Source organism: Mesorhizobium sp. ArgA1 (assembly GCF_053714375.1).
Map to the genome: position 1 here is coordinate 79790 of NZ_JBSKBQ010000008.1, position 23833 is coordinate 103622.

The 23833-nt window shown below is 62.3% G+C and carries 23 protein-coding genes and 1 riboswitch; of the genes, 10 read left to right on the top strand and 13 right to left on the bottom strand.

Annotated features, from left to right (window positions below):
* Together gcvH and gcvT are read right to left on the bottom strand one after the other, a co-directional pair.
* The gene (gene gcvH, locus ACWGTI_RS18600; RefSeq protein WP_454588463.1) at window positions 1-369 is read right to left on the bottom strand and encodes a glycine cleavage system protein GcvH; all 369 of its coding nucleotides are present in this window, start codon (window positions 367-369) and stop codon (window positions 1-3) included.
* Window positions 370-374: 5 nt separating this feature from the next.
* The gene (gcvT, locus tag ACWGTI_RS18605; protein WP_454588464.1) at window positions 375-1475 is read right to left on the bottom strand and encodes a glycine cleavage system aminomethyltransferase GcvT; all 1101 of its coding nucleotides are present in this window, start codon (window positions 1473-1475) and stop codon (window positions 375-377) included.
* 148 nt (window positions 1476-1623) lie between these two features.
* Window positions 1624-1710, bottom strand: a riboswitch (glycine riboswitch).
* Between the two features lie 164 nt (window positions 1711-1874).
* Here gcvT and ACWGTI_RS18610 point away from each other — a divergent pair.
* Window positions 1875-2876, top strand: a complete 1002-nt coding sequence (locus ACWGTI_RS18610; protein WP_454588465.1) for a hypothetical protein — start codon at window positions 1875-1877, stop codon at window positions 2874-2876.
* Between the two features lie 111 nt (window positions 2877-2987).
* Here the strand turns inward: ACWGTI_RS18610 and ACWGTI_RS18615 are convergent, their stop codons facing one another.
* The 7 genes from ACWGTI_RS18615 to ACWGTI_RS18645 form a co-directional block, all read right to left on the bottom strand.
* A complete protein-coding gene (locus ACWGTI_RS18615) occupies window positions 2988-3779 on the bottom strand; it encodes a molybdopterin-binding protein (RefSeq protein WP_454588466.1) in 792 nt (263 codons plus the stop codon).
* 1 nt (window position 3780) lies between these two features.
* Window positions 3781-4656: a cytochrome b/b6 domain-containing protein gene (locus ACWGTI_RS18620; RefSeq protein ID WP_454588467.1), complete on the bottom strand. Its 876-nt coding sequence runs from the start codon at window positions 4654-4656 to the stop codon at window positions 3781-3783.
* Window positions 4657-4777: 121 nt separating this feature from the next.
* Window positions 4778-5458 (bottom strand): DUF1345 domain-containing protein, encoded by a 681-nt coding sequence (locus ACWGTI_RS18625; protein ID WP_454588468.1) that lies wholly within the window; start codon window positions 5456-5458, stop codon window positions 4778-4780.
* Window positions 5459-5480: 22 nt separating this feature from the next.
* A complete protein-coding gene (locus ACWGTI_RS18630) occupies window positions 5481-5948 on the bottom strand; it encodes a YaiI/YqxD family protein (protein WP_454588469.1) in 468 nt (155 codons plus the stop codon).
* A gap of 64 nt (window positions 5949-6012) precedes the next feature.
* Window positions 6013-6582, bottom strand: a complete 570-nt coding sequence (gene gfa / locus ACWGTI_RS18635; protein WP_454588470.1) for an S-(hydroxymethyl)glutathione synthase — start codon at window positions 6580-6582, stop codon at window positions 6013-6015.
* A 28-nt stretch (window positions 6583-6610) separates the two neighbouring features.
* Window positions 6611-6862, bottom strand: coding sequence for a hypothetical protein (locus ACWGTI_RS18640; RefSeq protein WP_454588471.1), 252 nt, complete (start codon window positions 6860-6862; stop codon window positions 6611-6613).
* The gene (locus ACWGTI_RS18645; protein ID WP_454588472.1) at window positions 6859-7986 is read right to left on the bottom strand and encodes an S-(hydroxymethyl)glutathione dehydrogenase/class III alcohol dehydrogenase; all 1128 of its coding nucleotides are present in this window, start codon (window positions 7984-7986) and stop codon (window positions 6859-6861) included. The genes ACWGTI_RS18640 and ACWGTI_RS18645 overlap by 4 nt, the downstream gene beginning before the upstream one ends.
* A gap of 264 nt (window positions 7987-8250) precedes the next feature.
* On the opposite strand from ACWGTI_RS18645, the gene ACWGTI_RS18650 reads away from it, so the two are divergent.
* The 3 genes from ACWGTI_RS18650 to ACWGTI_RS18660 all read left to right on the top strand — a co-directional run bounded on the left by ACWGTI_RS18650 (window position 8251) and on the right by ACWGTI_RS18660 (window position 14546).
* Window positions 8251-10263, top strand: a complete 2013-nt coding sequence (locus ACWGTI_RS18650) for an acetyl-CoA carboxylase biotin carboxylase subunit (RefSeq protein WP_454588473.1) — start codon at window positions 8251-8253, stop codon at window positions 10261-10263.
* A 260-nt stretch (window positions 10264-10523) separates the two neighbouring features.
* The gene (gene dnaE / locus ACWGTI_RS18655) at window positions 10524-14051 is read left to right on the top strand and encodes a DNA polymerase III subunit alpha (protein ID WP_454588474.1); all 3528 of its coding nucleotides are present in this window, start codon (window positions 10524-10526) and stop codon (window positions 14049-14051) included.
* A gap of 96 nt (window positions 14052-14147) precedes the next feature.
* Complete coding sequence (locus ACWGTI_RS18660; protein ID WP_454588475.1) at window positions 14148-14546, top strand: nuclear transport factor 2 family protein; 399 nt, start codon at window positions 14148-14150, stop codon at window positions 14544-14546.
* A gap of 44 nt (window positions 14547-14590) precedes the next feature.
* Here ACWGTI_RS18660 and ACWGTI_RS18665 read toward each other — a convergent pair whose 3' ends face one another.
* Window positions 14591-15475: a DMT family transporter gene (locus ACWGTI_RS18665; protein WP_454588476.1), complete on the bottom strand. Its 885-nt coding sequence runs from the start codon at window positions 15473-15475 to the stop codon at window positions 14591-14593.
* 199 nt (window positions 15476-15674) lie between these two features.
* Here ACWGTI_RS18665 and ACWGTI_RS18670 point away from each other — a divergent pair, with 199 nt between their 5' ends.
* Window positions 15675-16178 carry a hypothetical protein gene (locus ACWGTI_RS18670; protein ID WP_454588477.1) on the top strand — a complete coding sequence of 168 codons (504 nt, stop codon included), beginning with the start codon at window positions 15675-15677 and terminating at the stop codon, window positions 16176-16178.
* Between the two features lie 183 nt (window positions 16179-16361).
* Window positions 16362-16865 (top strand): hypothetical protein, encoded by a 504-nt coding sequence (locus ACWGTI_RS18675; RefSeq protein WP_454588478.1) that lies wholly within the window; start codon window positions 16362-16364, stop codon window positions 16863-16865.
* 5 nt (window positions 16866-16870) lie between these two features.
* Here the strand turns inward: ACWGTI_RS18675 and ACWGTI_RS18680 are convergent, their stop codons facing one another.
* Complete coding sequence (locus ACWGTI_RS18680; protein WP_454588479.1) at window positions 16871-18199, bottom strand: DNA polymerase IV; 1329 nt, start codon at window positions 18197-18199, stop codon at window positions 16871-16873.
* A gap of 67 nt (window positions 18200-18266) precedes the next feature.
* Between ACWGTI_RS18680 and ACWGTI_RS18685 the strand changes: the two genes are divergently transcribed.
* On the top strand, window positions 18267-18842 hold the full coding sequence (locus ACWGTI_RS18685; protein WP_454588480.1) for an N-acetyltransferase family protein: 576 nt from the start codon (window positions 18267-18269) through the stop codon (window positions 18840-18842).
* A 98-nt stretch (window positions 18843-18940) separates the two neighbouring features.
* Entirely contained in the window at window positions 18941-20470 is a 1530-nt protein-coding gene (locus tag ACWGTI_RS18690; protein WP_454588481.1) for a hypothetical protein, read from the top strand.
* A gap of 24 nt (window positions 20471-20494) precedes the next feature.
* Here the strand turns inward: ACWGTI_RS18690 and ACWGTI_RS18695 are convergent, their stop codons facing one another.
* Window positions 20495-21148 (bottom strand): hypothetical protein, encoded by a 654-nt coding sequence (locus tag ACWGTI_RS18695; protein ID WP_454588482.1) that lies wholly within the window; start codon window positions 21146-21148, stop codon window positions 20495-20497.
* On the bottom strand, window positions 21145-21444 hold the full coding sequence (locus ACWGTI_RS18700; RefSeq protein WP_454574119.1) for a DUF3572 domain-containing protein: 300 nt from the start codon (window positions 21442-21444) through the stop codon (window positions 21145-21147). The genes ACWGTI_RS18695 and ACWGTI_RS18700 overlap by 4 nt, the downstream gene beginning before the upstream one ends.
* A 236-nt stretch (window positions 21445-21680) precedes the next feature.
* Here ACWGTI_RS18700 and ACWGTI_RS18705 point away from each other — a divergent pair, with 236 nt between their 5' ends.
* Both ACWGTI_RS18705 and ACWGTI_RS18710 read left to right on the top strand, forming a co-directional pair.
* Window positions 21681-22052 carry a response regulator gene (locus tag ACWGTI_RS18705; RefSeq protein ID WP_023667574.1) on the top strand — a complete coding sequence of 124 codons (372 nt, stop codon included), beginning with the start codon at window positions 21681-21683 and terminating at the stop codon, window positions 22050-22052.
* Between the two features lie 33 nt (window positions 22053-22085).
* Window positions 22086-23459 carry a PleD family two-component system response regulator gene (locus ACWGTI_RS18710; protein WP_454588483.1) on the top strand — a complete coding sequence of 458 codons (1374 nt, stop codon included), beginning with the start codon at window positions 22086-22088 and terminating at the stop codon, window positions 23457-23459.
* The last annotated feature ends 374 nt before the right edge of the window (window positions 23460-23833 follow it).

Genomic DNA, 23833 nt, shown 5'->3' on the forward strand with positions numbered 1-23833 from the left:
TCAACCGATATGGGCTTTGTAGGCGGCCTCATCCATGAGGCCGGCGAGCTGGCCTTCGTCGGCGAGCTTCATCTTCCACAACCAGCCGTCGCCGGTCGCTGCCGAGTTGACCAGCGACGGGTCGGACGACAGCGTGCCGTTGGCGTCGGTGATCTCGCCATCGACCGGGGCATAGACGTCGGAGGCCGCCTTGACGGATTCGACGACCACGGCGGTATCGCCCTTTCTCAGCTTCGTGCCGATTTGAGGCAGTTCGACGAAGACGAGATCGCCGAGCTGTTCCTGCGCATAGTCAGTGATCCCGACGGTGGCGATGCCGCCCTCGACGCTCAGCCATTCATGATCTGCGGTGAAATAGGTTTTTGCCATCGGGATTATCCTTTGCGGTAGCGATGAGGAGTGAAGGGCAAGGAACTGATATCAATCGGGATTTTTGTCCCGCGAACATCGGCGAAGAGTTTCGTGCCAGGCTTGGCCAATGCCGTTGTGGCATAGCCCATGGCGACGGGATGGCTCGCCGAAGGGCCGAAGCCGCCCGAGGTGACGTGGCCGGCCGGATTGCCATCGGCATCGAACAGGGCAGCACCGGCGCGCACCGGCTGACGGCCGTCCGGCTTCAGGCCGACGCGCTTTTGCGACGGGCCACGCTCGAGGACTGCCCGCAAGGCATCGGCGCCGATGAAGGAACCGGTCGCTCTGATATCCCTAGGGATTGCCCACATCAGGCCGGCGCTGGCCGGATCGATCTCCGGCGTGATGTCCTGGCCATGCAGGCAGAGGCCGGCTTCCAGCCGCAGCGAGTCGCGGGCGGCGAGGCCGATCCACAGCACGCGCTCATCCTCGACCAGTTTCGCGACCAAGGCGCGCGCATCCGCTTCCGGCAGGCCGATCTCGAAGCCGTCCTCGCCGGTATAGCCGGAGCGGCTCATGAACCAGTTCTGCTTCGGCTCGATGCCGTGCATGAACAGCAGCGAGCCGGTCTCGATGCCGGCGCGGGAGAGGGCGGCCCAGGCTTCCGGCCCCTGGATGGCGAGAAAGACGCGGTCGAGCGCATCGACCGTCACATCGAAATCCGCCGCCAGCGTGCGCAGATGCTTTTCGTCCTCGATAGCATTGCCGGCATTGGCGACCACCATGAACCTGGCATCGCCGAGGCGGGTGACGATCAGATCGTCGATGATCCCGGCGGCCTCATTGAGGAAAAAAGTGTATTTGGACTGGGAAATGTCGAGCGCGCCGGCATCGAGCGGGCAGGCGCGGTTGAGAAGTGCCGCAGCGCCCGGTCCGCTGACCTCGAACAGCTTCATGTGCGAAATATCGAACAGGCCGGCATGTTCGCGGGCGTGAAGGTGCTCCTTCATGACGCCGGCCGGATAGGTCAGCGGCATCGACCAGCCGGCAAAGGCGCCAAAGCGCGCGCCGGCGGCGGTGTGCAGATCCTCGAGGGGAAGGTGTTTGGTGTCGTCGCCCGTCATGTTATCTCCAGAGTCGCACGCAATCGGCCGCTGATGCGACCAGTCCGTGCCCCTCTGTCTGAAGCCTGAGAGACTCGCGCAACCGGAACTCTGTCGGCGACGCTTACACCTTCGGCGCGGGGGCAAGCCCCGACTTTCCAGAGTGTCTTTCCCGTCTACGGTTCTTTTGCCTGAGAGATTTCGGGCGATTTCCCCTTCGGCGGCAGCTCGCGCTGCTCTCTCCCGCAAACAGGTAGGACTCAGAACTGAGCCCTCGACGCGCCATCCATAGCTTGTTGGCGACACCTTGTCACCTGTCAGCGACAAGTCTTCGCTAACCACGCCGTTTGCCGGTTTTTCAAGACAATGCTGATAGCTTGGCCGGCAATTGTGTTGGGCACAGCGGACGGGGACTGACAGATGGGCGAACGGATTGGGAGCGCGCCGGTGGCGGGGCTGGCCTCGAAGGACCGCATCTCAGCGGAAGACGTCGTCATGCTGCGTCGCGAAGTGTTTTCCGATGGCGTGGTGACACGCGGCGAGGCCGGAGCGCTGTTCGCGCTCGACGCAGCGGCGACGGACAAATGCCAGGAATGGCCTGAATTTTTCGTCGAGGCCGTCACCGATTACATCGTCCACCAGGAAAAGCCGGCCGGCTATATCTCGGAGGACAATGCCAACTGGCTGGTGAGCACCATCTCGCGCGACGGCATGGTCGACAGCCTGACCGAGCTGGAGCTTCTGGTGCATGTGCTGGAGAGGGCGAAATCGTCGCCTGGCTGGCTCTCCGCCTTCGCGCTGGAGCAGGTCGCCCATGCGGTGGTCGACGGCAAGGGGCCGCTGATTTCAGGCGGCGCGCTGGTTCCCGGGCTGGTCGCCAAGGCCGAGGTCGACCTGTTGCGCCGCATCCTCTATGCCTATGGCGGCGACGGCAACATCGCCATCACCCGCGCCGAGGCCGAAGTGCTGTTCAGGATCAACGAGCAGACGGCGGCGGGCGACAATGATCCGTCCTGGAACGAGCTGTTCGTCAAGGCGCTCGCCAATTTCGTCATGTGTTCGGCCGGCTACGAAGCGCCGACGCGCGAGGTTGCCTTGCGCCGTGACAGTTTCTTCGAACAGGCCGAGCCTGAGATTGGCGGCTTTTTCAGCCGCATGGTGTCGGGCGGGCTCGCCGGCATCATGGAAGCCTATCGCTCGCCCGGTGATATCGAGGCCGAGTGGGAATCGAAGAACCGGGCCGCCGAGGCGCTCGCCCGCCGCGCCGAGACGATCGATCTCGGCGAGGCGAAATGGCTGGCCGAGCGCATCGGCACCGGCCGTCCGCTGCATGACAGTGAGCGTGCGTTGCTGACGCTGATCAAGCACGCTTCGCCGGAGATCCATCCGGCGCTGAAGCCGCTGCTCGACAAGGTTGCCTGACCGGGAAGCGCCGTCGCTGGATTTTGGCAGACCGGAATATACCTATCTGTTTCCAAAGGGTCCGGTCGGCTCGTGGCCTTCCTCGGCCGATCGGCATTTGCGGCGTGACGTTCAGATACCGCCATACCAGTCGTAGCCATTGTCTTCCCAGTAGCCGCCGCGGCCGCCACCGACATTGGCGAAACTGTCGACCAACTCGATCTTGTATAGGTATTTCGGCATCTTGTAGCCGAGCTGGCGTTCGACGCGGACGCGCAGCGGCGCGCCGTTCTCGACCGGCAGCGGCTTGCCGTTGACGCCGTAGGCCAGAATCGTCTGCGGATGGCGAGCATCGATCAGGTCGATGGTGCCGTAATATTTGATCTCGCCGGAGAGAGAACGGTCGATCGTGTCGAGGCAGTGGAACATGACGTAGCGCGCCTCAGGCTTGACCACCGCCTGGTCGAGAACCAGCGACAGCGGCGTTCCGGTCCATTTGGCAATGCAGCTCCAGCCTTCGACGCAATCATGCCTGGTGATCTGGGTGCGGCTCGGCATGTTCTGCAGCTGCTCGCGGCTCAGCGACAACGGCTTTTCGACCAAGCCCGTCACCTCCAGCCGCCAGTCCGCGAAATTGTTGGCGAGCAGGCCTTTGTAGGTGTCGTCGTCGGGAGCGGTGACGCCGTTCGGGCGCTGCGGCTGACGAATGTCAGCCTCGGTGAATTCCGGCGCCAGCGCGTCGCGGCCGGCAAGCCAGCGCTGCGCGCGATAGGTCAGGCCGTTGGCATTTTCGAGGAAGCTGCGCAGGCCGTCGCCCATGCCGAGCTGGCTGTCGAACGCATCGCAGCCCGACAGAATGATGCCGGAAACGCCGAGGCTGGCGCCGGTCAGGAACTTTCTGCGGCTGATCTGGAATTTGGCCATGTCAGGCGCTCCTCTTCGAGGCTTCGTTGCCGTGCGCCGGCGGGTCGGTGCGGTACCAGCCGGTGATGATCGAGCGCAGTTCGTTGATGGGGCCGGCAGCGAGGATCATCAGCATGTGGATGATGAAAAACCCGACCAGCAGCACCATCACCGTGAAATGGATGGTGCGCGCCGTCTGCCGGCCGCCGAGCACCTCGTTGAGCCAGGGCAGTACCGAATTCATGCTTGGCGACATGGCAAGGCCGGTGATGATCATCAGCGGCAACAGCACGAACAGCACACCGCCATAGGCCATTTTCTGCAGCGTGTTGTATTCGCGCGTGTGGTGGAACCTGAGCTTGGCGTGGTCGATAATGTCCTTCGGCAGCCGCTTGAGATCGTCCAGTCGCGGCGCCAGATCGCGGCGCAGATGGCCGTTGACCAGGCTGGCGACCAGCCAGACGACCAAAGTGGTGGTCAGTATCCAGGCGAAGAAGAAATGCACGACGCGGGCGGTGCCGAGGTCGTAGTAGGACGGGATCGTCGCCCAGGACGGGAAGGCGCGCGAGGTTTCCTGACCGGCCGGGCCCGACCAGCCGAGCACGCCGGTGGTGTCGAAGCGATGGCCGAAGATTTCGGTGTAGCCGCGCGGCCCGGTCGCGGTGTTCTCGGCGCCGATGGCAAAGACGGTGTTGTTGTAGCCGAAGCCCGACTGTTCACCGATATAGAGCTGCGGGCGGGCGCCGAAGATCTGCAGGCCGGACAAGAGCATGAAGAACAGCGAAATCGCCCACAGCCAGTGCGTCAGACGCGTCCAGCGCGATTGCCGATAGATGAGCGTCGTGTCCTTCGGAGCGGCGCTATCGGCGCCAGTCTGGCTCATGGCAACGGTATTCATCCTTTTCCTTGCCTTTCGTCTGCGCGATCCTGGCATGGCCGCGTTCGTCCTTGTCCTTCCAATACGTCGCTATCGAAAGCGATGTTTCATGCGATCACGTTTTTATTACGGGCGCGGATTGCTAAGGGTTGCCGAGACTGACCGCGAGATTGACGACGGCAGCGACGATGACCGTGTTGAAGAAGAACGACAGAATCGAGTGGACAAGCACGACGCGGCGCATGTGCGAGGTCGTGATCGCCGTGTCTGCGGTCTGTGCCGTCATGCCGATCACCGTGGCGAAATAGAGGAAATCCCAGCCCTCTGGCCGTTTGCTGCCGGGAAAATCGAGGCCGCCGACCGGCATTTTCTTCCTGGTTTCGGTATCGATTGCGTCGCCGTCCATCCAATAGACGTGGGCGTAGTGAAGTGCGGCCATGGCATGGATAGTGAACCAGCCAAGCGGGACAGACAGCATCGCGATACCCAGCTCGATGGGGTCGCGGTCCTTGTGGTTGATCAGCAGGAACAACAGGATGATGGCGATGCCGACGACGCCGAGCGTGATGGCAAAGATGCCCAGCACCGGCAGGTCGACCTCGCGCGCGTTCTTGCTGAGATAGCGGCCAGACAGCAGCGGCATCTTGGCGATGACCAGCGCAATGAAGACGACGAAGAAGGCGTCGGCGGCAATCGAAATCGAATAGGCAAGCGGTGCGCCCGCGATCAGCGCGATCGCCAGCGCCGGCAGGCCGACACAGGCCGATACCAGGAATTGCTTGTGCCGGTGCAGCGGGTTAGTGATGGGGATATCTGTCGCCATAGTCCGGCCCCTGGTGCCGTTTCTAGCCCGGTGTGACGGATTTCAGCGCGCGCCGCAAGATGCGGTCGAGCTCGCCCAGGAAGCGCGAACGGTCCTGCGGCGCGAAGCTGGCATTGTAGCCCTTGCTCTCGCCGGTCTCGCGCAAATGCTGCTTCAAATCGCGCATCGCCACGGCCATGCCGATGGTTTCGGGCGTGAACGGCCGCCCGGTGGGGCCGAGCACATGCGCACCGAGCGACACCGCGCGGGCGGCAAGCGGGATGTCGGCTGTGATCACGATGTCGTTGGATTTCGCGTTGTCGACAATCCAGTCGTCAGCGGCGTCGGCTCCCTTGGAGACGACGACGTTGCGGATCATCGGATCGCGAGAGGGGCGCAGCCCGCCATTGGAGACGTATGTGACGACGACGCCATGGCGCTCGGCTACCTTTTCGACCTCGGCTTTCACCGGGCAGGCGTCGGCGTCAACGTAGATGGCGGGTGCAGGCATTGTCTCTCCGAAACGAACATGGGGCCGGCATATTGGCCGGCCCCATGCCAGAAATCTCTTACTGTCAGGCCGGCAAGGCGCCGGACTTCTTGGCCGTCCAGGTGGCGATGTAGTCCATCAGGCCGGGATTGAGGCAGTCGTAGGGTTCGAGCCCGATCGACTTCAGTTGCGCGCGGATGCCGTCCATGCGCTTCGGATCGACGCCGGATTCGATGATCGACGAGACAAAAGCGGTGAAGCCTGGCGGTGACCAGCCATCTTCCTCAAAACGCTCGGGATGGATGAAGGACAGGCCCTTGAAGGGATGGTCGCGTTCGACCGGGCCGTGCATGTGGACGCCGCAGCCGGTGCAGGCATGACGCTGGATAAGCGCCGAGGGGTCGACCACTTTCAGCTTGTCGCCGTTCTCGGTGACGGTGACATCGCCGGTGCCGGCGACTGCCACGACCGAGAACACAGCGCCCTCAGGCTTCCAGCACTTGGTGCAGCCGCATGCATGGTTGTGGGCGATCTGGCCCTTGACCTTCACCTTCACCGGCTTGCTGGTGCAAGCGCAGACCAGCGTGCCGCCGGCAAAGCTTGCGCTTTCCTTTGGCAGCCCATTGTCGATTTTCGGATGCAGTTTTTCTGGCATTTCATTCCTCCCTGTTTTGTCATCTCAACTAGGTCTCGATGACTACCTCATTTTCCATGAAGTGCACCTTCAGCAGACGATGCACTTCGGTCAGGCTCCTCCTTAGAAACTGTCCTTGCACGAGGTAAGCGACCTGATCTTGCGCACGGTCAATCTCCTCCAGACTGATCGTGACGCGCTTTTCTTCGCGAAAGCTGCGCCAAAGATCCTCGCCAAAGTTCCGTATTCGATGGATCGTCGACTTCTCGGGGTCGACGAAGCGAATTCGAACCTCCTTCAATAGACGACCACGCTTCTGATCGACTTGCCCTCATGCATGAGGTCGAAGCCTTTGTTGATGTCTTCCAGCTTCAGCAAATGGGTGATCATCGGGTCGATCTGGATCTTGCCGTCCATGTACCAGTCGACGATTTTCGGCACGTCGGTGCGGCCACGTGCGCCGCCGAAGGCGGTGCCCATCCAGGTTCGTCCGGTGACCAGCTGGAACGGCCGGGTCGAAATTTCCTGCCCAGCGCCGGCGACGCCGATGATGACCGACTTGCCCCAGCCGCGATGCGAGGCTTCCAGCGCCTGGCGCATCACCTTGGTGTTGCCGGTGCAGTCGAATGTGTAGTCGGCGCCGCCGATCTGGTCGGCGCCGCGCTTGGTCATGTTTACGAGGTGAGGGACGATGTCGCCGTCGACCTCCTTCGGGTTGACGAAATGCGTCATGCCGAAGCGCTCGCCCCATGCCTTCTTGTCGTTGTTGAGATCAACGCCGATGATCATGTCGGCGCCGGCCAGCTTCAGGCCCTGGATGACGTTCAAGCCGATGCCGCCGAGACCGAAGACAACGGCGGTCGCACCTTGCTCGACCTTGGCGGTGTTGATGACAGCGCCGATGCCGGTGGTGACGCCGCAGCCGATGTAGCAGATCTTGTCGAAGGGGGCGTCCGGGTTGACCTTGGCCACCGCGATCTCGGGCAGCACGGTGAAGTTGGAGAAGGTCGAGCACCCCATATAGTGAAAAATCTTGTCCTTGCCGATCGAGAAGCGCGACGAACCGTCCGGCATCAAGCCTTGGCCCTGGGTGGCGCGGATGGCGGTGCAGAGGTTGGTCTTGCGCGACAGGCAGGACGGGCACTGCCGGCATTCGGGCGTGTAGAGCGGGATGACATGGTCGCCCTTTTTGACCGAAGTGACGCCCTTGCCGACATCGACGACGATGCCGGCGCCTTCATGGCCGAGGATCGCCGGGAACAGGCCTTCAGGGTCGGCGCCCGAGAGTGTGAACTCGTCGGTGTGGCAAATGCCGGTCGCCTTGATCTCTACCAGCACCTCGCCTTCGCGCGGTCCGTCGAGGTCGACCTCCATGATCTCCAGCGGCTTTCCGGCAGCGACAGCGACAGCGGCGCGAGTTTTCATCGGACAGATCCCTCCCAAAGCAATGTGTAAGTGTCAGGTTACGCCAGTCTTGTTCGGCTTGCCTGGCAAGGCGAGACGCCAGTCTGCCGTTTGTTATGAGCCCACGGCCACCTTACCGGGTTCGGGGATGGCGGCCAACTTTTCTTGCGACGTTTTTCGGCGCAGGGGCCACAATCAGGCCGGACGGCAACAAACGTCCACCCCTTGAGACAAGGCTGGATAGTCCATAGAACAGGATGGCTTCGCCGGAGGAACGACGTCTGCATGTTCACGAAAATCCTGATCGCCAATCGCGGCGAGATCGCTTGCCGCGTGATCAAGACGGCGCGCAAGATGGGCATTGCCACCGTCGCGGTCTATTCCGACGCCGATCGTGACGCCGTGCATGTCGAAATGGCTGACCAAGCCGTGCATATCGGGCCTTCGCCAGCCGCGCAGAGCTATCTCCTGCCGGAAAAGATCATCGCCGCGTGCAAGGAAACAGGGGCTCAGGCCGTGCATCCCGGCTACGGCTTTCTCTCGGAGCGTGCGGCCTTCTGCGAGGCGCTGGAGGCTGAGGGCATTGTCTTCATCGGCCCCAAGCCCAAGGCGATCAAGGCGATGGGCGACAAGATCGAATCGAAGAAGTTTGCCAATGCTGCCAAGGTTTCCACGGTGCCCGGCTGGCTTGGCGTCATCGAGAATGCCGACCATGCCGAAAGAATAGCCGGTGAGATCGGTTATCCCGTGATGATCAAGGCTTCGGCCGGTGGAGGCGGCAAGGGCATGCGCATCGCCTGGAGCCAATCGGAAGTGCGCGACGGTTTCGACCGGGCGCGTTCCGAAGCCAAAAGCTCGTTCGGCGACGACCGCGTCTTCATCGAGAAATTCGTCGTCGATCCGCGCCATATCGAGATCCAGGTACTGGCCGACGCACATGGCACCGCGCTCTATCTCGGCGAGCGCGAATGCTCGATCCAGCGCCGCAACCAGAAGGTCGCCGAAGAGGCGCCATCGCCGTTTCTCGATGCCAAGACCAGGAAGGCCATGGGCGAGCAGGCAGTCGCGCTGGCTCGGGCGGTCGACTATCAGAGCGCCGGCACCGTCGAGTTCATCGTCGACGCTGAAAAGAACTTCTATTTTCTTGAAATGAATACGAGATTGCAGGTCGAGCACCCGGTGACGGAGCTCGTCACCGGTATCGATCTGGTCGAGCAGATGATCCGCGTCGCCGCCGGCGAAAAGCTCGCGATAAAGCAGAGCGACGTCAAGCTGAACGGCTGGGCGGTGGAAAGCCGCCTCTATGCCGAAGATCCCTATCGCAATTTCCTGCCGTCGATCGGCCGGTTGACGCGCTACCGGCCGCCAGAGGAGGGCACGTTCGGCGACATCGTCATCCGAAACGACACCGGCGTCACCGAAGGCTCCGAGATTTCTTTGTTTTATGACCCGATGGTGGCCAAGCTCTGCACCTGGGCGCCGACGCGGCTGGCGGCGATCGACGCCATGTCGGAAGCGTTGGACAGTTTCGTCGTCGACGGTATCGAGCACAACATTCCGTTCCTGGCAGCGCTGATGCAGCATCCGCGCTGGCGCGAAGGGCGGATATCGACGGGCTTCATTGCTGAGGAATATCCGGACGGTTTCGCGCCGATCGTTCCGGACGCTGACGAAAAGGCGGTGCTGGCGGCGATCGCCACGGCGGTCGAACTTTTGCGCCGCGACCGGCTCGATCGCTTAAGCGGGCGACTGGCGCCGCATTCGGGGGCGCTCAAGCGTGACTGGGTGGTGAAGGTCGGCGAGGACTATCTCCAGGCTTCGATGACCGAGGGCATGATCTCCATTCCGATGGAAATCGACCTGTCGGTCGATGGCGGCAAGGCGCTGACGGTGACGTCCGACTGGCGGCCGGGCGATCTGATCTGGCGCGGTCAGGTGGGCGCCCGCAAGGTCACGGCGCAGATCAGGCCGCTGCCGAACGGTCTGCGCATCGCCTGGAAGGGCATGTCGGTGATGGCACGCGCCATGTTGCCGCGCACGGCTGAGCTGGAAAAGCTGATGCCGGAAAAGGTGGCGCCGGACACGTCCAAGCTGCTGCTTTGCCCGATGCCGGGGCTGGTCGTGTCGATTGCGGTCCTTGAGGGCCAGGAGGTCAAGGCCGGCGAGACGCTGGCCGTGGTCGAGGCAATGAAAATGGAAAACGTGCTGCGCGCCGACCGTGATCTTGTCGTGTCGAAACTCAACGCCAAACCGGGCGACAGCTTGGCGGTGGACGCGGTGATCATGGAATTCGCCTAGAGATTGTTTGGAAATTCTACTCCGGCGGCCATCTGAAGGCGTTTTCTGCGCTTCCGGTGCTCACGGACCCAAAAGTCCGCTGCGCGCCGGTTCTCGAAACCACCATCATATGACTCGCCGGAGCGAATTTCGAACCAATCTCTGAGTTGAGCTGGCGCGGGCACGGAAGCCTGTGGTCGGTGGTCGTTTGTGCTGGACTGGCATAGCCCGGTCCGGGACAATACATCTCCATCGACTCAAAGCCTTAGGCGCGATAAATCATGGCGGATGACAAACTTCCACGCGACCCCCTGAAGCGCGAAGCAGCGATTGCTGCCGCGCGCCCGGAGACGCCGGCGCGTCCGTTCATCCATCTGCGCGTGCATTCGGCCTACTCGCTGCTCGAAGGCGCCTTGCAGGTCGCCGCCATTGTCGGCCATGCCGTCAAGGACGAGTGCCCGGCAATCGCCGTCACCGACACCAACAATCTGTTCGGCGCGCTGGAATTCGCCCAGAAGGCGGTGAAGGAGGGTATCCAGCCGATCATTGGCTGCCAGGTCGATCTCGCTTTTTCCGGCGAGACGAGCGACGCGCAGCGCGACCGCCGCCGTCATGGTCCGGAGATGCATGCCGTGGTGCTGCTGGCCGCCACCGAGGCCGGTTATGGCAATCTGGTCAGGCTGGTCAGCCAGGTCTATCTGGAGACGCCGCCGGGCGAGCCCGTGCATCTGACGTCAGCAATGCTGGAGGGCCATAGCGATGGCCTGATCTGCCTCAGCGGCGGGCCGCGCGGTCCGATCGGCCGAGCGCTGAAGGAAGACCGCCGCGACCTCGCCGAAGCGAGGTTGCTGGCGCTCAAGGCGCTGTTTGGCGACCGGCTCTATGTCGAGCTGGACCGCGTGTCCGGCTATGACCGCGCCATCGAGAAATCATCGGTCGATCTTGCCTATATCCATGACCTGCCGCTGGTCGCCACCAATGAGGCGTTCTTTTCCGCGCGCGACGACTATGACGCGCATGACGCGCTGATCGCCATTGCCGAAGGTTCGGTCGTTGCCGCCGACAACCGCCGCAGGCTGACATCGGACAATTTCCTGCGCAGCCAGGCCGATATGGCACGACTGTTCGCCGATCTGCCGGAAGCGATCGACAACACCGTCGAGATCGCGCTGCGCTGCTCCTATTATCCGAAGAACCGCAACCCGATCCTGCCGCGCTTTACCGGCGGCGATGTCGCCGACAATGAGGTGGCGCTGAAGGCCGAGGCAGACGAATTGCGCCGCCAGGCCCATGAAGGGCTCGACGCGCGGCTGGCGGCCCATGGACCCACTGCCGGCTATACCGCCGAGCAGTATCGCGAGCGGCTCGATTTCGAGCTTTCCATCATCGAGAAGATGAAGTTCCCCGGCTACTTCCTGATCGTTGCCGACTTCATCAAATGGGCGAAGGCGCAAGGCATTCCGGTCGGGCCCGGCCGCGGTTCGGGCGCCGGATCGTTGGTCGCCTATTCCACCACCATCACCGACATCGACCCTTTGCGCTTCTCGCTGCTGTTTGAGCGCTTCCTCAATCCCGACCGCGTGTCGATGCCCGACTTCGATATCGACTTCTGCCAGGACCGGCGCGAAGAGGTGATCCGCTACGTCCAGCAGAAATACGGCCGCGACCAGGTGGGGCAGATCATCACCTTCGGTACGCTGCAGGCGCGCGCCGTGCTGCGCGACGTCGGCCGCGTGCTGCAGATGCCTTACGGCCAGGTCGACAAGCTGTCCAAAATGGTGCCGCAGAACCCGGCCAATCCGGTCAAGCTGGCGGACGCCATCGCCAACGAGCCGCGTTTTGCCGAAGAGGCCGAGAAGGAGCCGATCGTCCAGACGCTGCTCGATATGGCGCAGAAACTCGAAGGGCTCTACCGCCACGCCTCGACGCATGCCGCCGGCATCGTCATAGGCGACCGGCCGTTGTCGGAGCTGGTGCCGATGTACCGCGATCCGCGCTCGGACATGCCGGTCACCCAGTTCAACATGAAATATGTCGAGCAGGCAGGGCTGGTGAAATTCGACTTCCTCGGCCTCAAGACGCTGACGGTGCTGGAGACGGCGGTGAAGCTGATCCGCCGCCGCGGCATCGAGATCGACCTGGCGACGATCCCGCTCGACGATCCTGAAACCTACGCCATGCTGTCGCGCGGCGAAGTGGTCGGTGTGTTCCAGGTGGAAAGTGCCGGCATGCGCAAGGCGCTGATCGGCATGCGGCCCGACTGCATCGAGGACATCATCGCGCTGGTGGCGCTCTACCGCCCCGGCCCGATGGAGAACATCCCGACCTACAATGCCAGAAAGCATGGCGAGGAGGAGATGGCCTCGATCCATCCCAAGATCGACCATCTGGTGAAGGAGACGCAAGGCGTCATCGTCTACCAGGAACAGGTCATGCAGATCGCGCAGGAGCTTTCCGGCTACTCGCTCGGCGAAGCCGACCTTCTGCGCCGCGCCATGGGCAAGAAGATCCGCGCCGAGATGGACAAACAGCGCGAGCGTTTCGTCACCGGCGCCGTCGAGCGCGGCGTCGGCAAGCCGCAGGCCGACTTCATCTTCGACCTTCTTGCCAAGTTCGCCGACTACGGCTTCAACAAATCGCATGCCGCGGCCTACGCCGTGGTTTCCTACCAGACCGCCTATCTCAAGGCGCATTATCCGGTGGAATTCCTGGCCGCGTCGATGACGCTCGACATGGGCAACACCGACAAGCTCGCCGATTTCCGCCAGGATGCGCTGCGCCTCGGCATCGAGGTGGTGGCGCCTTCGGTGATGTCGAGTTTTCGCGACTTCGAGGTCGGCGAAAACCGGATCTATTACTCGCTGGCGGCGCTCAAGGGCGTCGGCGACGCGGCAGTCGAGCACATCGTCGCGATGCGTGGCGAAAAGCCGTTCAAGAACCTTGCCGACTTCTGCGAGCGAGTCGATCCGAAGATCGTCGGCAAGCGCGTCTTCGAAAGCCTGATCATGGCCGGCGCGCTCGACTGTTTCGGTCATGACCGCGCCCAGATGATGGCCGGCGTCGAACGGATGATGGGACTGGCCTCGCTGGCGCAGCAGAATGCGATTTCGGGCCAGCACGACATTTTCGGTGCGTCGCTCGGCGCGCAGTCGCAGGCGCTCAATCTGCCCCAGACCGATCCCTGGCTTGCCGCCGACCGGCTGCACCGCGAATTCCAGGTGGTCGGCTTTTATCTCTCGGCGCATCCGCTCGACGAGTACAAGGCTGCTTTGCAGAAGATGCGGGTGCAGAACTGGGGCGAATTCTCGGCCGCGGTGAAGCGCGGTGCCGCTGCCGGGCGGCTTGCCGGCACCGTCACCACCAAGCAGGAGCGCAAGACCCGCACCGGCAACAAGATGGGCGTCATCACCTTTTCCGACACATCTGGCCAGTATGAAGCCGTGCTGTTTTCCGAGGGGCTGGCGCAATATCGCGATCTGCTTGAGCCCGGCCGTTCGGTGGTAATCACCGTGTCGGCGGAGGACAGGCCCGAAGGCGTCAATCTTCGCATCCAGACGGTGCAGTCGCTGGAAGACGAGGCAAGCCGCATCCAGAAGGCGCTGCGCATCTTTGTGCGTGACGCGGCTCCGATCAACATGCTGGCTGGCCAGTTGGCGGTGAAGGGCGAAGGGCAGATCAGCTTCGTGCTGATCAAGGAAGCCGGGCAGGGCGAGGTCGAGATCGAATTGCCCAACCGCTACCGCATCTCGCCGCAGATCGCGTCGGCCATGCGGGCCGTGCCGGGTGTGGTGGAAGTGGAACTCGTTTAGCCGATCTTCAGGCCACCCGTGACGCAATTCCGAACGGAAAACCGTTTCACACTTTTCCTGGAATTGCCCTGAAGAACGTCAAAGGAACGCACAATCATGCCCAGCCGCGAACGCGTCGAAGCTTTCCTCAAGGAAGTGGTCGAAGGCAGCCACGTCAAGGCGATCGCCGACTTCTACCATGACGATGCGACCATGCAGGAGAATCTTGGCGTGCCGCGGCGTGGCATCGAAACGCTGATGGCGCATGAGCAGGCCGCGCTCGACCGGATCGAGAGGATGCAGACGCATCCGGTCCAGACATTCCTGGTCGATGGCGACAATGTCGCCATCCGCTGGACCTTCGACAGGATCGACAAGACGGGCACTGTGCGCCGACTGGAAGAGGTGGCCCTGCAGCGCTGGCGCGGCGACCGGATCGCCGAGGAGCGGTTCGTCTACGACACCGCCACGGCCTGGCGCCTTGTCGGGCCCGACGGCGCGGTGGTGCAGAGCTGAGCAATCTCCGGCCTCAACCCATCGGAACGGTTCTTTGTCTGTCGCTATCCCGAGGCCGCGACCTCCGCCGGCCGCTCCGCTTTCCGCTGCAGATTGAGCAGGTTGCCCATCAGGATCAGGAGGGCGCCGGCGGCGGTAAAAATGTCGATTTGCTCGCGATAGAGCAGCCAGCCGATCAGCGCCGATAGCGGCACGCGCAGGAAATCCATCGGCGAGATAACGGTTGCGTCTGCATAGACAAGCGCGCGGGCCATGCAGAAATGCGACGACATACCGGTGAAGGCGATCAGGATGATCCACGGCCACAGTTCGAGCGGCGGATTGCGCCACTCGTAGAGCGCGGGCAGAAGGCCGACCACGGACTGGATGACCAGCATCCAGAAGATGATGCGCACGACGCTGTCGGTCCGCGTCAGCGACTTGACCATGACCACCGAGATGCCGAAACAGACAGCGGCGCCTAGCACGACAATGTGTCCGGGATCGACAGATCCGACGCAGGGGCGCACGATGACCACCACGCCGATCAGGCCGAGCACAATCGCCGCCAGCCTTGGCCGCGACAGTTTTTCGCCAAGGAAGCTGACGGCCAGGATGGCGGTCCAGATCGGCGTGGTGAACTCGATCGAGATCAGCACCGCAAGCGGGATCAGCGTCAGCGCATAGAGCCAGGCTGCCTGGCCGGTATAGTGGATGACATTGCGGGCAATATGGGCAAGCGGCCGCTTCGTGCGCATCGCCGAGAAACCGCCTGATATCATCACCAGCGGCAAAAGAATGAAAAAGCCGATCACCGAGCGCAGTTCGAGCACCTGGAAGACGTTGAGCTCAGCGGTGGTTGCACGGCCGGCGACCGACATCGCCAGGAACGAGGCGATCGACAGCGCCATCCAGAAGGCGGCTTTGGGGATCGAGGGAGCAGGGACCATGGGCGCTATGTCGCAAGACGGCGGTCGCGCCGCAACCGTTAGTCGAGGCATTCGACTGGGCCAGCGGGCGGTGCAAAAACGGTTGTAAAAAAACGGTCACGTCGAAGGCCGAACCTGCTGGCGGGGCGCTCGTTTGATTCCAGCGTCGGCCAGATCCCGGGGGAGTCGCCACCTTTGTGATCGCAAGAGGGGATTCTGGATGAAATCAGTCGTCGGGTTGCTGATTGCCGTCTGCCTGTTGTCAGCGCCAGCGGCACATGCCGACGAAGCGGGCTTTCTGAGTTCGTTGCAGGGAAAATTTGCCGGCAAAGGAACTGTCAGAATCAGGACGAATTCACCTGTCATGAATATTTCCTGCATCTTCAAATCGGATATCACGGATACCTCGCTCTCGCTGGACGGCACCTGCCGTGCCATGATGATCATGACGCGCGAAATCCGCGCCGACCTGACGATCAGTGGGGCGACCTACAGCGGCACCTATGTCGGCTCCAAAAGTGGACCGGCGGCGCTCAGCGGCAGCCGCACCGGCGATGCAATCAACCTCGACATCCGCTGGGCAAAGATCGTCAACGGCGATCGCGACGCCCAGATGATTGTCGAAAAGATCGGCGCCGACGCCATGCGCCTTACCGTGATCGATGTCGATCCCAAGACTGGCAAGACGGTTGTGACAAGCCGCATTGATCTCAACCGCACCTAGGTTTGCTTCCGCCGCAACCGCTAGCGACGCATTCGAACGGGCCAGCCCCTGGGTCGATTAGATCCGACGTTAGAAACAGTCTTATTGAAGCGGAACCCGTTTTGCGGGCAGGCGTTCTAAGTCTGCGTGGTGCCGGTTTCCGCTGGACGCGCAGCATCTCCAACACGTCTCGGGGAGGGTATGATGAAATCACTTGCATGCTTTGTCCTTGCCGGTTGCTTGATGGCTGCGGCGGACGCTCGTGCTGACGAGGCTGATTTCCTGAGTTCCTTGCAGGGGAATTTCTCCGGCAAGGGAACGGTCAAGGTCACCACCGACGCGCCGACGGTGAATGTCTCCTGTACTTTCAATTCCGACGCGACCTCGACCTCATTGTCGCTTGATGGCAACTGCCGTGGTCTTGTCGTGGTGACGCGGGCCATCAGCGCGGATCTGAAGGCCAGCGGGGCGAAATACACCGGCGTCTATGTTGGATCGCGCACCGGACCGGCACAGCTCGCCGGCAGCCGATCGGGCAACGCGATCAATCTCGGCATTAGCTGGGCGACGGAGGTCAATGGCGACCGCAAGGCGCGGTTGACCGTCGAGAAAACCATCGGCGACGGAATGCGGTTGACCGTTACCGACGTCGATCCGAAAACCGGCAAGAGCGTGGTGACGAGCCGCATCGATCTGCGGCGCATCTAGCCGTATTACTCCTCGATCGGCTCGGGCGGGTTGGCGCTGTGGCCCTTGCCGAAGGTGTAGCCTGTTTCCACCGCCTTCTTGCCGAATTTGTCGCGCAGCGTGTCGATTGCGCTTTCGGCCATGGCGCGCTTGCGCGAGCCGACATCGACAAGATCGGGCGGATCGGCCTTCTGGTCATCCGAGAGATCGCTGACACCGATGCCGAGCAGCCGGTATTTCGTCCCGTCCGCTTCCTTGCGCAGGAGGTCGAGGCCGGTCTGGAAGATGCGGTCGGCCAGCCTTGTCGGGTCGCCGAGCTGGCGGTTGCGGGTGCGCAGCTTGAAGTCCTGCGTCTTCAGCTTCAGCACCACGGTGCGCCCGGCAATGCCTGACTTCTTCAGCCTGGCTGAAACCTTTTCTGACAACCCCCGCAGCACCGGGACCAGTTCGTCCATCTCAGCTATATCTGTGTCGAAAGTGGTTTCGGCCGAGACGCTTTTTGCATCCTGATCGGGGTCGACACGGCGGTCATCCTGGCCGCGTGACAGATGGTAAAGCCTTGTGCCCATCACGCCATAGCGGCGCATCAGATCGGCGCGCTCCATGCGCTGCAACTGGGCAATGCTGCGGATGCCGTCACGTTCCAGCGTAGCGGCAAAAGCCTTGCCGACGCCCCAGATCAACGTCACCGGCTGCTCGGCGAGGAAACCCAGCGCTTCGGCCTCGCCGATCACCGAAAAGCCGCGAGGCTTGCGGAAATCGGACGCAACCTTGGCCAGGAACTTGCAGTAGGAGAGGCCGGCCGAAACGGTGATGCCGATTTCCTTTTCCACGGTCAGCGCGAAGCGCGCCAGCACCACCGCCGGCGGCATGCCGTGCAGGCGCTCGGTGCCGGCAAGGTCGAGAAACGCCTCGTCGATGGAGAGCGGCTCGACCAGCGGCGTCAGCGCCTGCATCAGCGCGCGCACCTCGCGGCCGACGCGGACATATTTTTCCATGTTGGGCGGGATGACGATCGCTTCCGGGCAGGCTTCGAGCGCCTTGAACATCGGCATCGCCGAGCGCACGCCCTTGATGCGGGCGATGTAGCAGGCGGTGGAGACGACGCCACGCTTGCCGCCGCCAATGATCAGCGGCTTGTCCTTGAGCGCCGGGTTGTCGCGCTTTTCGATCGCCGCATAAAAGGCATCGCAATCGACATGGGCAAGATGCAGCCGGTAGAGTTCGGGATGGCGGGCAAGCCGCGGGCTGCCGCAGCGCTCGCAGCGTCTGACATCGCTGCGCTGAAGGGTTAGGCAGTCGCGGCAAAAACCGTGCTCGGGATTGTTGACAGGGGCCGCCATCGCTGCGAACATAAAGAGAACAAATGCAATGGTACGTCAGGACGGGAGCCGCCACAAGCGGTTAGCCGGGAGAGAGCTCATGAGCACGACCATAGCGCCGCTGGCGCCCGACCTATGGGCGGATTTCGAGGATCTTTTCGGCAAGCAGGGCGCCTGTTACGGCTGCTGGTGCACCTATTTCAGGCAAGCCCCGGCGGCGCGGCGCGCCAGCGATAAGCAGCGCAACAAAGATCTTATCAAGGCGCGGATCGAGGCCGGGCCGCCGCCGGGGCTTTTGGCCTTCGAGGACGGCGTAGCGGTCGGCTGGATGCAGATCGGCCCACGCGCCGACGTGCCCGAATGGAACAATCGGGGCAGGGGCTCGGCGCCGGTCGATCCGTCGGACGCCGCCGATCCCGGCGTCTGGGCGATCTCCTGCTTCTTCATTCGCGCCAGTGCACGCGGCAAGGGCATCAGCCACCGTCTGGTCGAGGGCGGCATCGCCTTTGCGCGCCAGAACAAGGCGCGGCTGGTCGAGGCCTGCCCGATCGATGTGTCACGCGATTCGCGTTCGATCGGTCTGTTCGTCGGCTCGTCGCGTGTGTTCGAAAAGGCCGGCTTCGAGCGGCTTGTCGAACGCAAGGCCGGCCGGCCGCTTATGCGGCTGGTGCTGTAGCCGCCAGCAATCCAGAGGTCTTGTCTTGCGGCTGTGATGGTATTTCCCTACCAGTGGCAGAAACGGTTTTGACGGCTGTAATAAAGTGGAGGATCGATATGAAGCGCGTTTTGCCAGTTGTTTTGCTTCTAGCCTGCAGTGCACCGGCGTTTGGCCAGACGGTCGACAGCGAGGGCGCCAAGCAGCTTACCGACGATCTGGCGCGTTATTTCAGCAAGAAGCCGTTCGAGATCGGATTTTTGAAGGTTTCGGTCGAAGGCGACGCCTACAAGCTCGCATTCGATTTCAAGCCGCTCGTGGAACTCTTGGCAAAACAGGATGGCCTGAAGCTTGATCTCACCCCTTATGCGCTGTTGACCAAACCACGCAGCGATGGCGCGTGGGATGTCTCAGGCAATCTGGCACCGGAAGGGTCGATGGAGTTCGACGGCCCTCAGGGTCCGCAAAGGATGAAGATGTCGATCAAGGGCGGCAAGTTTGTCGGCGTCTACGATCCTGAACTCGCGGCTTTCAGCAGCGGGACGTCGTCGCTGGAAGGCATGACGATGACGTCGCAGGATGCCAGGCAGCGCACGGATATGAGTTCCGGCGCGGGAGCGGCCACAATAAGCGCCGCCAAGGGTGCGAATGGTGGTGTCGATTTCAACATGGTTCAGACTATCGCCGATTTTGCAGAGTCGGTCACGACCGACAATCCTAGCAACGGTCAGAAACTCCTGCTGACGTTCAAGTCGCCGGCGTTGTCCGTGGATGCAAAAGGCAAAGGGCTGCGCACGAAGCCTCTTCTGGACTTGTTGGCCTTCGCCGTAGCCAATGAGGATGAGGCAAAACTGAAGGCCAACCAGGCCGAACTCAAGTCGCGTCTCCTGTCCGCGCTGCCATTATGGGAGCGGATCGATGGAACCTACAGTTTCAAGGATATCAGCGTCGGCAGCCCGGTCGGCAGTTTCGGCGCGGCAAAACTCGGCATCGCCTTCGGCATGGACGGTGTCGCGCGCAACGGGACGATCAGCTACGGGATCAAGGCATCGGGGCTCTCGATGCCGCAACACCTTGTTCCCGCATGGGGTGTCGCGCTTTTACCCACCGACATCGACCTCAATTTCGGCGGCGCCAACATCGATCTCGACACAATGGCAAAGAAGGCTATCGAAGCCTTCGATCTCAACAAAATGCCGGCGCTATTGCCTGAATTCGGTGACGAGCTCAAGGCGGGTTTCCTGGCAAACGGTCCCAAGGTCGTCATCGGCCACAGCACTATCAAGAATGGCGCCGCGGAAATCGCGTTGGAAGGCGACATGACTTTTCCCGATGGCGAGAAGCCCGATGCCAACGTAACCATCGACGTCACCGGCTATGACAAGATCGTCGCAACCCTGCAGGAAGCTGCCAAGACCGACCCGCAGGCCTCGCAAGCTTTTACCGGCGCGCTGGTGATCAAGGGATTTGCCAAGACGCTGCCGGACGGCCGCATCGAATGGGTGATCAACGCCAGGCACGATGGGTCGGTGACGGTCAACGGCGCCATGCTCAAGGGCCCTGATCCGGTCGTGGAAGACGGCACCGATCAAGGCGCCATCCCTGGCGAGGGCAATAGCGGCGGGGCAGGGGCGAAGCTGCAGCCGTGATCCCAGGCTTGAAAGCGCTTGGGCTTAAAGTCCCAGCGCGCTGGCGATCTTCGGCGCCGCCTCATGCCAATCCTCGACAGAGATGATGTCGTCGGGCACCGGCGGCATGAAGGCGCGCAACGAATTGTCGGCCATCAGATGGAACAGGTGCGCATCGGCGACGGAATTGCGCGCCGAGATGAGGTTGGACGGCTGGTCGTCGACAAAGGCCACCGGCCGCCCTTTGCTGCCGCGCAGTTTCGCAACCGCCGGTCCCTTGGCCATTTCGGTGGTCAACAGCGGATAGGGAAGTCCGAGCGCATCGAGATGGGCGCGGCGCGCCGCGCGATGGCGGTGCGGCATGGCGGTCAAAAGAACGATTTCGGCGCGGTCGCCGAGGCTGGCAAGCGCTTGTTCGGCGCCGTCGGTAACGCTTTGCCAGTCAGCCTGCGCGTCGAAGAAATCGCCAAGCAGTGCCGTCACCTCCGGCTGTTCGATCAGCCGGCCGCTCGCCGTTTCGGCGATGTTGCCGGTGAGGCGGAAGGAGGCCAGCGTGAGGCCAAAACCGCGCGATTTCAGGAAATGCGGAAAAGGCCGGATGAATTCGAGCACGACATCGTCGACGTCGAGGATCAGCAGAGGCCGGTCGTCGGCTGCAAGTTCGGCGATCTGGCGCGCCGTCTCGGGATCGTCGCTCATATCGAACGCTCATGGTCGTCGCCGCCGAGCGGCAGCGCGCGCAAGGCCTTGCCGACTGAGGCCGGCGGGGTGCCGGTTTCCTCGGCAAAGCGCAGCAAGGTTGGCTCGTGGGCGAGGATGAACTGTAGGACGCCGGCAAGGAATCCCGGTTCGGCTGCGGCGCGCCGAATGGCAGAGGCCTCTATGCCCGTGATTGCCAGAAAGCGCGGCAGGAGTTCCGGGTCTGCGGCGACGAAGCCCAGTGCCCTCACGGCAATGGTTTCCGCCTCCTCGCGCATTGACGCTGCGTTTGCCATCATTACCTTCTGGTTTGCGGAAATGAGTCTCTTTTCCGCAGTAATCGCAAGCGTCGCTTGCGGCAAGCCACCGCCCCAATCCGATGTGGTTTTCGAGGTGGAATCCGAATGGCCTTTACAGCTGCGGGTTTCCGTTTCGTCAATCATATTGCCCTAGAGTGAAGGAGGGTTTGGTGTGCTCCGACAGGACGCATGACGGCAGGCTTCGGGCGAAGCCCGGCCGGGACGGGAAATCGATGCCTAAGAAGGTAATGATCGTCGAGGACAATGAGCTCAATATGAAGCTCTTTCGGGACCTCATCGAAGCCAGCGGTTACGAGACGGTGCGCACGCGCAACGGCCTCGAGGCGCTCGATCTGGCACGCCAGCACCGGCCGGACCTGATCCTGATGGATATCCAGCTGCCGGAAGTATCAGGCCTGGAAGTGACGAAATGGCTGAAGGAGGACGACGACCTCCATTCCATTCCCGTGATCGCCGTCACCGCCTTCGCCATGAAGGGCGACGAGGAACGCATTCGCCAAGGGGGCTGCGAAGCCTACATCTCCAAGCCGATCTCGGTGCCGCGTTTCATCGAAACCATCAAATCCTATCTGGGTGATGCCTGATGTCAGCACCGATTCCAGCCGGAGCCTTGTGAAATGACTGCACGGATCCTCGTCGTCGACGACATCCCTGCCAATGTCCGACTGCTCGAGGTTCGGCTGCTGGCCGAATATTTCGAGGTGCTGACCGCCTCCAACGGGCCGGATGCGATTGAGACCTGCGAAAACGGCAAGGTCGATGTCGTGCTGCTCGACGTGATGATGCCCGACATGGACGGGTTCGAGGTCTGCAAGCGGTTGAAAAGCGATCCGGCGACATCGCACATACCGGTGGTCATGATCACCGCGCTCGACCAGGTTGCCGACCGGGTGCGCGGCCTCGAGGCCGGTGCCGACGATTTCCTGACCAAGCCGGTCAATGATTTGCAGCTGATGACGCGGGTGAAGAGTCTGGTCAGGCTGAAGTCGCTGACCGATGAGTTGCGTCTGCGCGCCTCGACCACCCGTAACATCGGCATCGAGGCGCTGTTGAGCCGTACCTTCGCGAGCGACGAGGTGACGCCGAAGGTGCTCTTGATCGACGAGCGCAAACCCTCCTTCGGACGCATCCAGAAGATGCTGCGGGGCAGCGCCGAACTCGACATTGCCACCGATCCGCATACCGGTTTCTTCCAGGCTGCCGAGGCGCCGTATGAATGCGTGCTGATCTCGACCGGTTTTGCCGATTTCGATCCGCTGCGGCTATGTTCGCAATTGCGTTCGCTCGATCGCACCCGCTTCCTGCCGATCATCCTGCTTGCCGAAGAAGGCGAGGAGGGCCGCATCATCCGCGGCCTCGAACTCGGCATCAACGACTATCTGATGCGGCCGATCGATCAGCAGGAGCTGATGGCACGGCTGCGCACGCAGGTGCGCCGCAAGCGCTACAACGACCAGCTCCGCGCCAGCGTCACACAGACCATCGAGATGGCGGTGACCGATGGGCTGACTGGTCTGCACAACCGCCGCTACCTGGACAGCCATCTGCAGACGCTGTTCGACCGTGCCGTGGCGCGGCGGCGACCCTTGTCGGTGATGATCACCGATCTCGACCGGTTCAAGACCGTCAATGACGCGCATGGCCATGACGGCGGCGACGACGTGCTGCGCGAATTCGCCCGGCGGTTGCGCAAAAATGTCAGGGGTATCGACCTGGCCTGCCGCTTCGGCGGCGAGGAATTCGTGGTTGTGATGCCGGACACGGACGCAGCGGTAGCGGCAAAGGTTGCGGAACGCATTCGCGCCGAAATCGCCCAACTGCCGTTTGCCATCGGTCAAGAAGGCAAGACGATCGAAGTCACGGTCAGCGTGGGCGTGTCGTCGGTGCTGAACGGCGCGGATACGGTCGCGGCGTTGATGAAGCGCGCCGACGTCGCTCTTTACGAAGCCAAGAGCGGTGGCCGCAACCGCGTCGTCGCCAAGGCCGCGTAGGTCCGACGCCGAATTATCCAGTCAACCCGATAGGGTTAGGAATTTACCTTAATCCAAGCGATTCCCGAGCCTTGGTTAAGAAACTGTTGATTTTCATACGTTGTTGCGCAAATGTGCAGGGCAAGAACCAAGGCGATGCGGGCACGAGGGTAGACAGCCGTATCGCTCCGAATACCCCATGATGCTCAGGTCCGCCGCATCTCCTGGGTCCGTGGGGTCGGCCGGCCGGCCTTGGCACATAGTGGCCTCCTCGTACCGCTGCCATACGCCGACCGGCCCCCTTTTTTCCAAAAATCACAAGGAGCTTTCCTCGCCAGGGCGCGGAAGGTCTCCGGCTTTCAGAGCCTGCAAAACAAAAACGCCGCCCGAAAGGG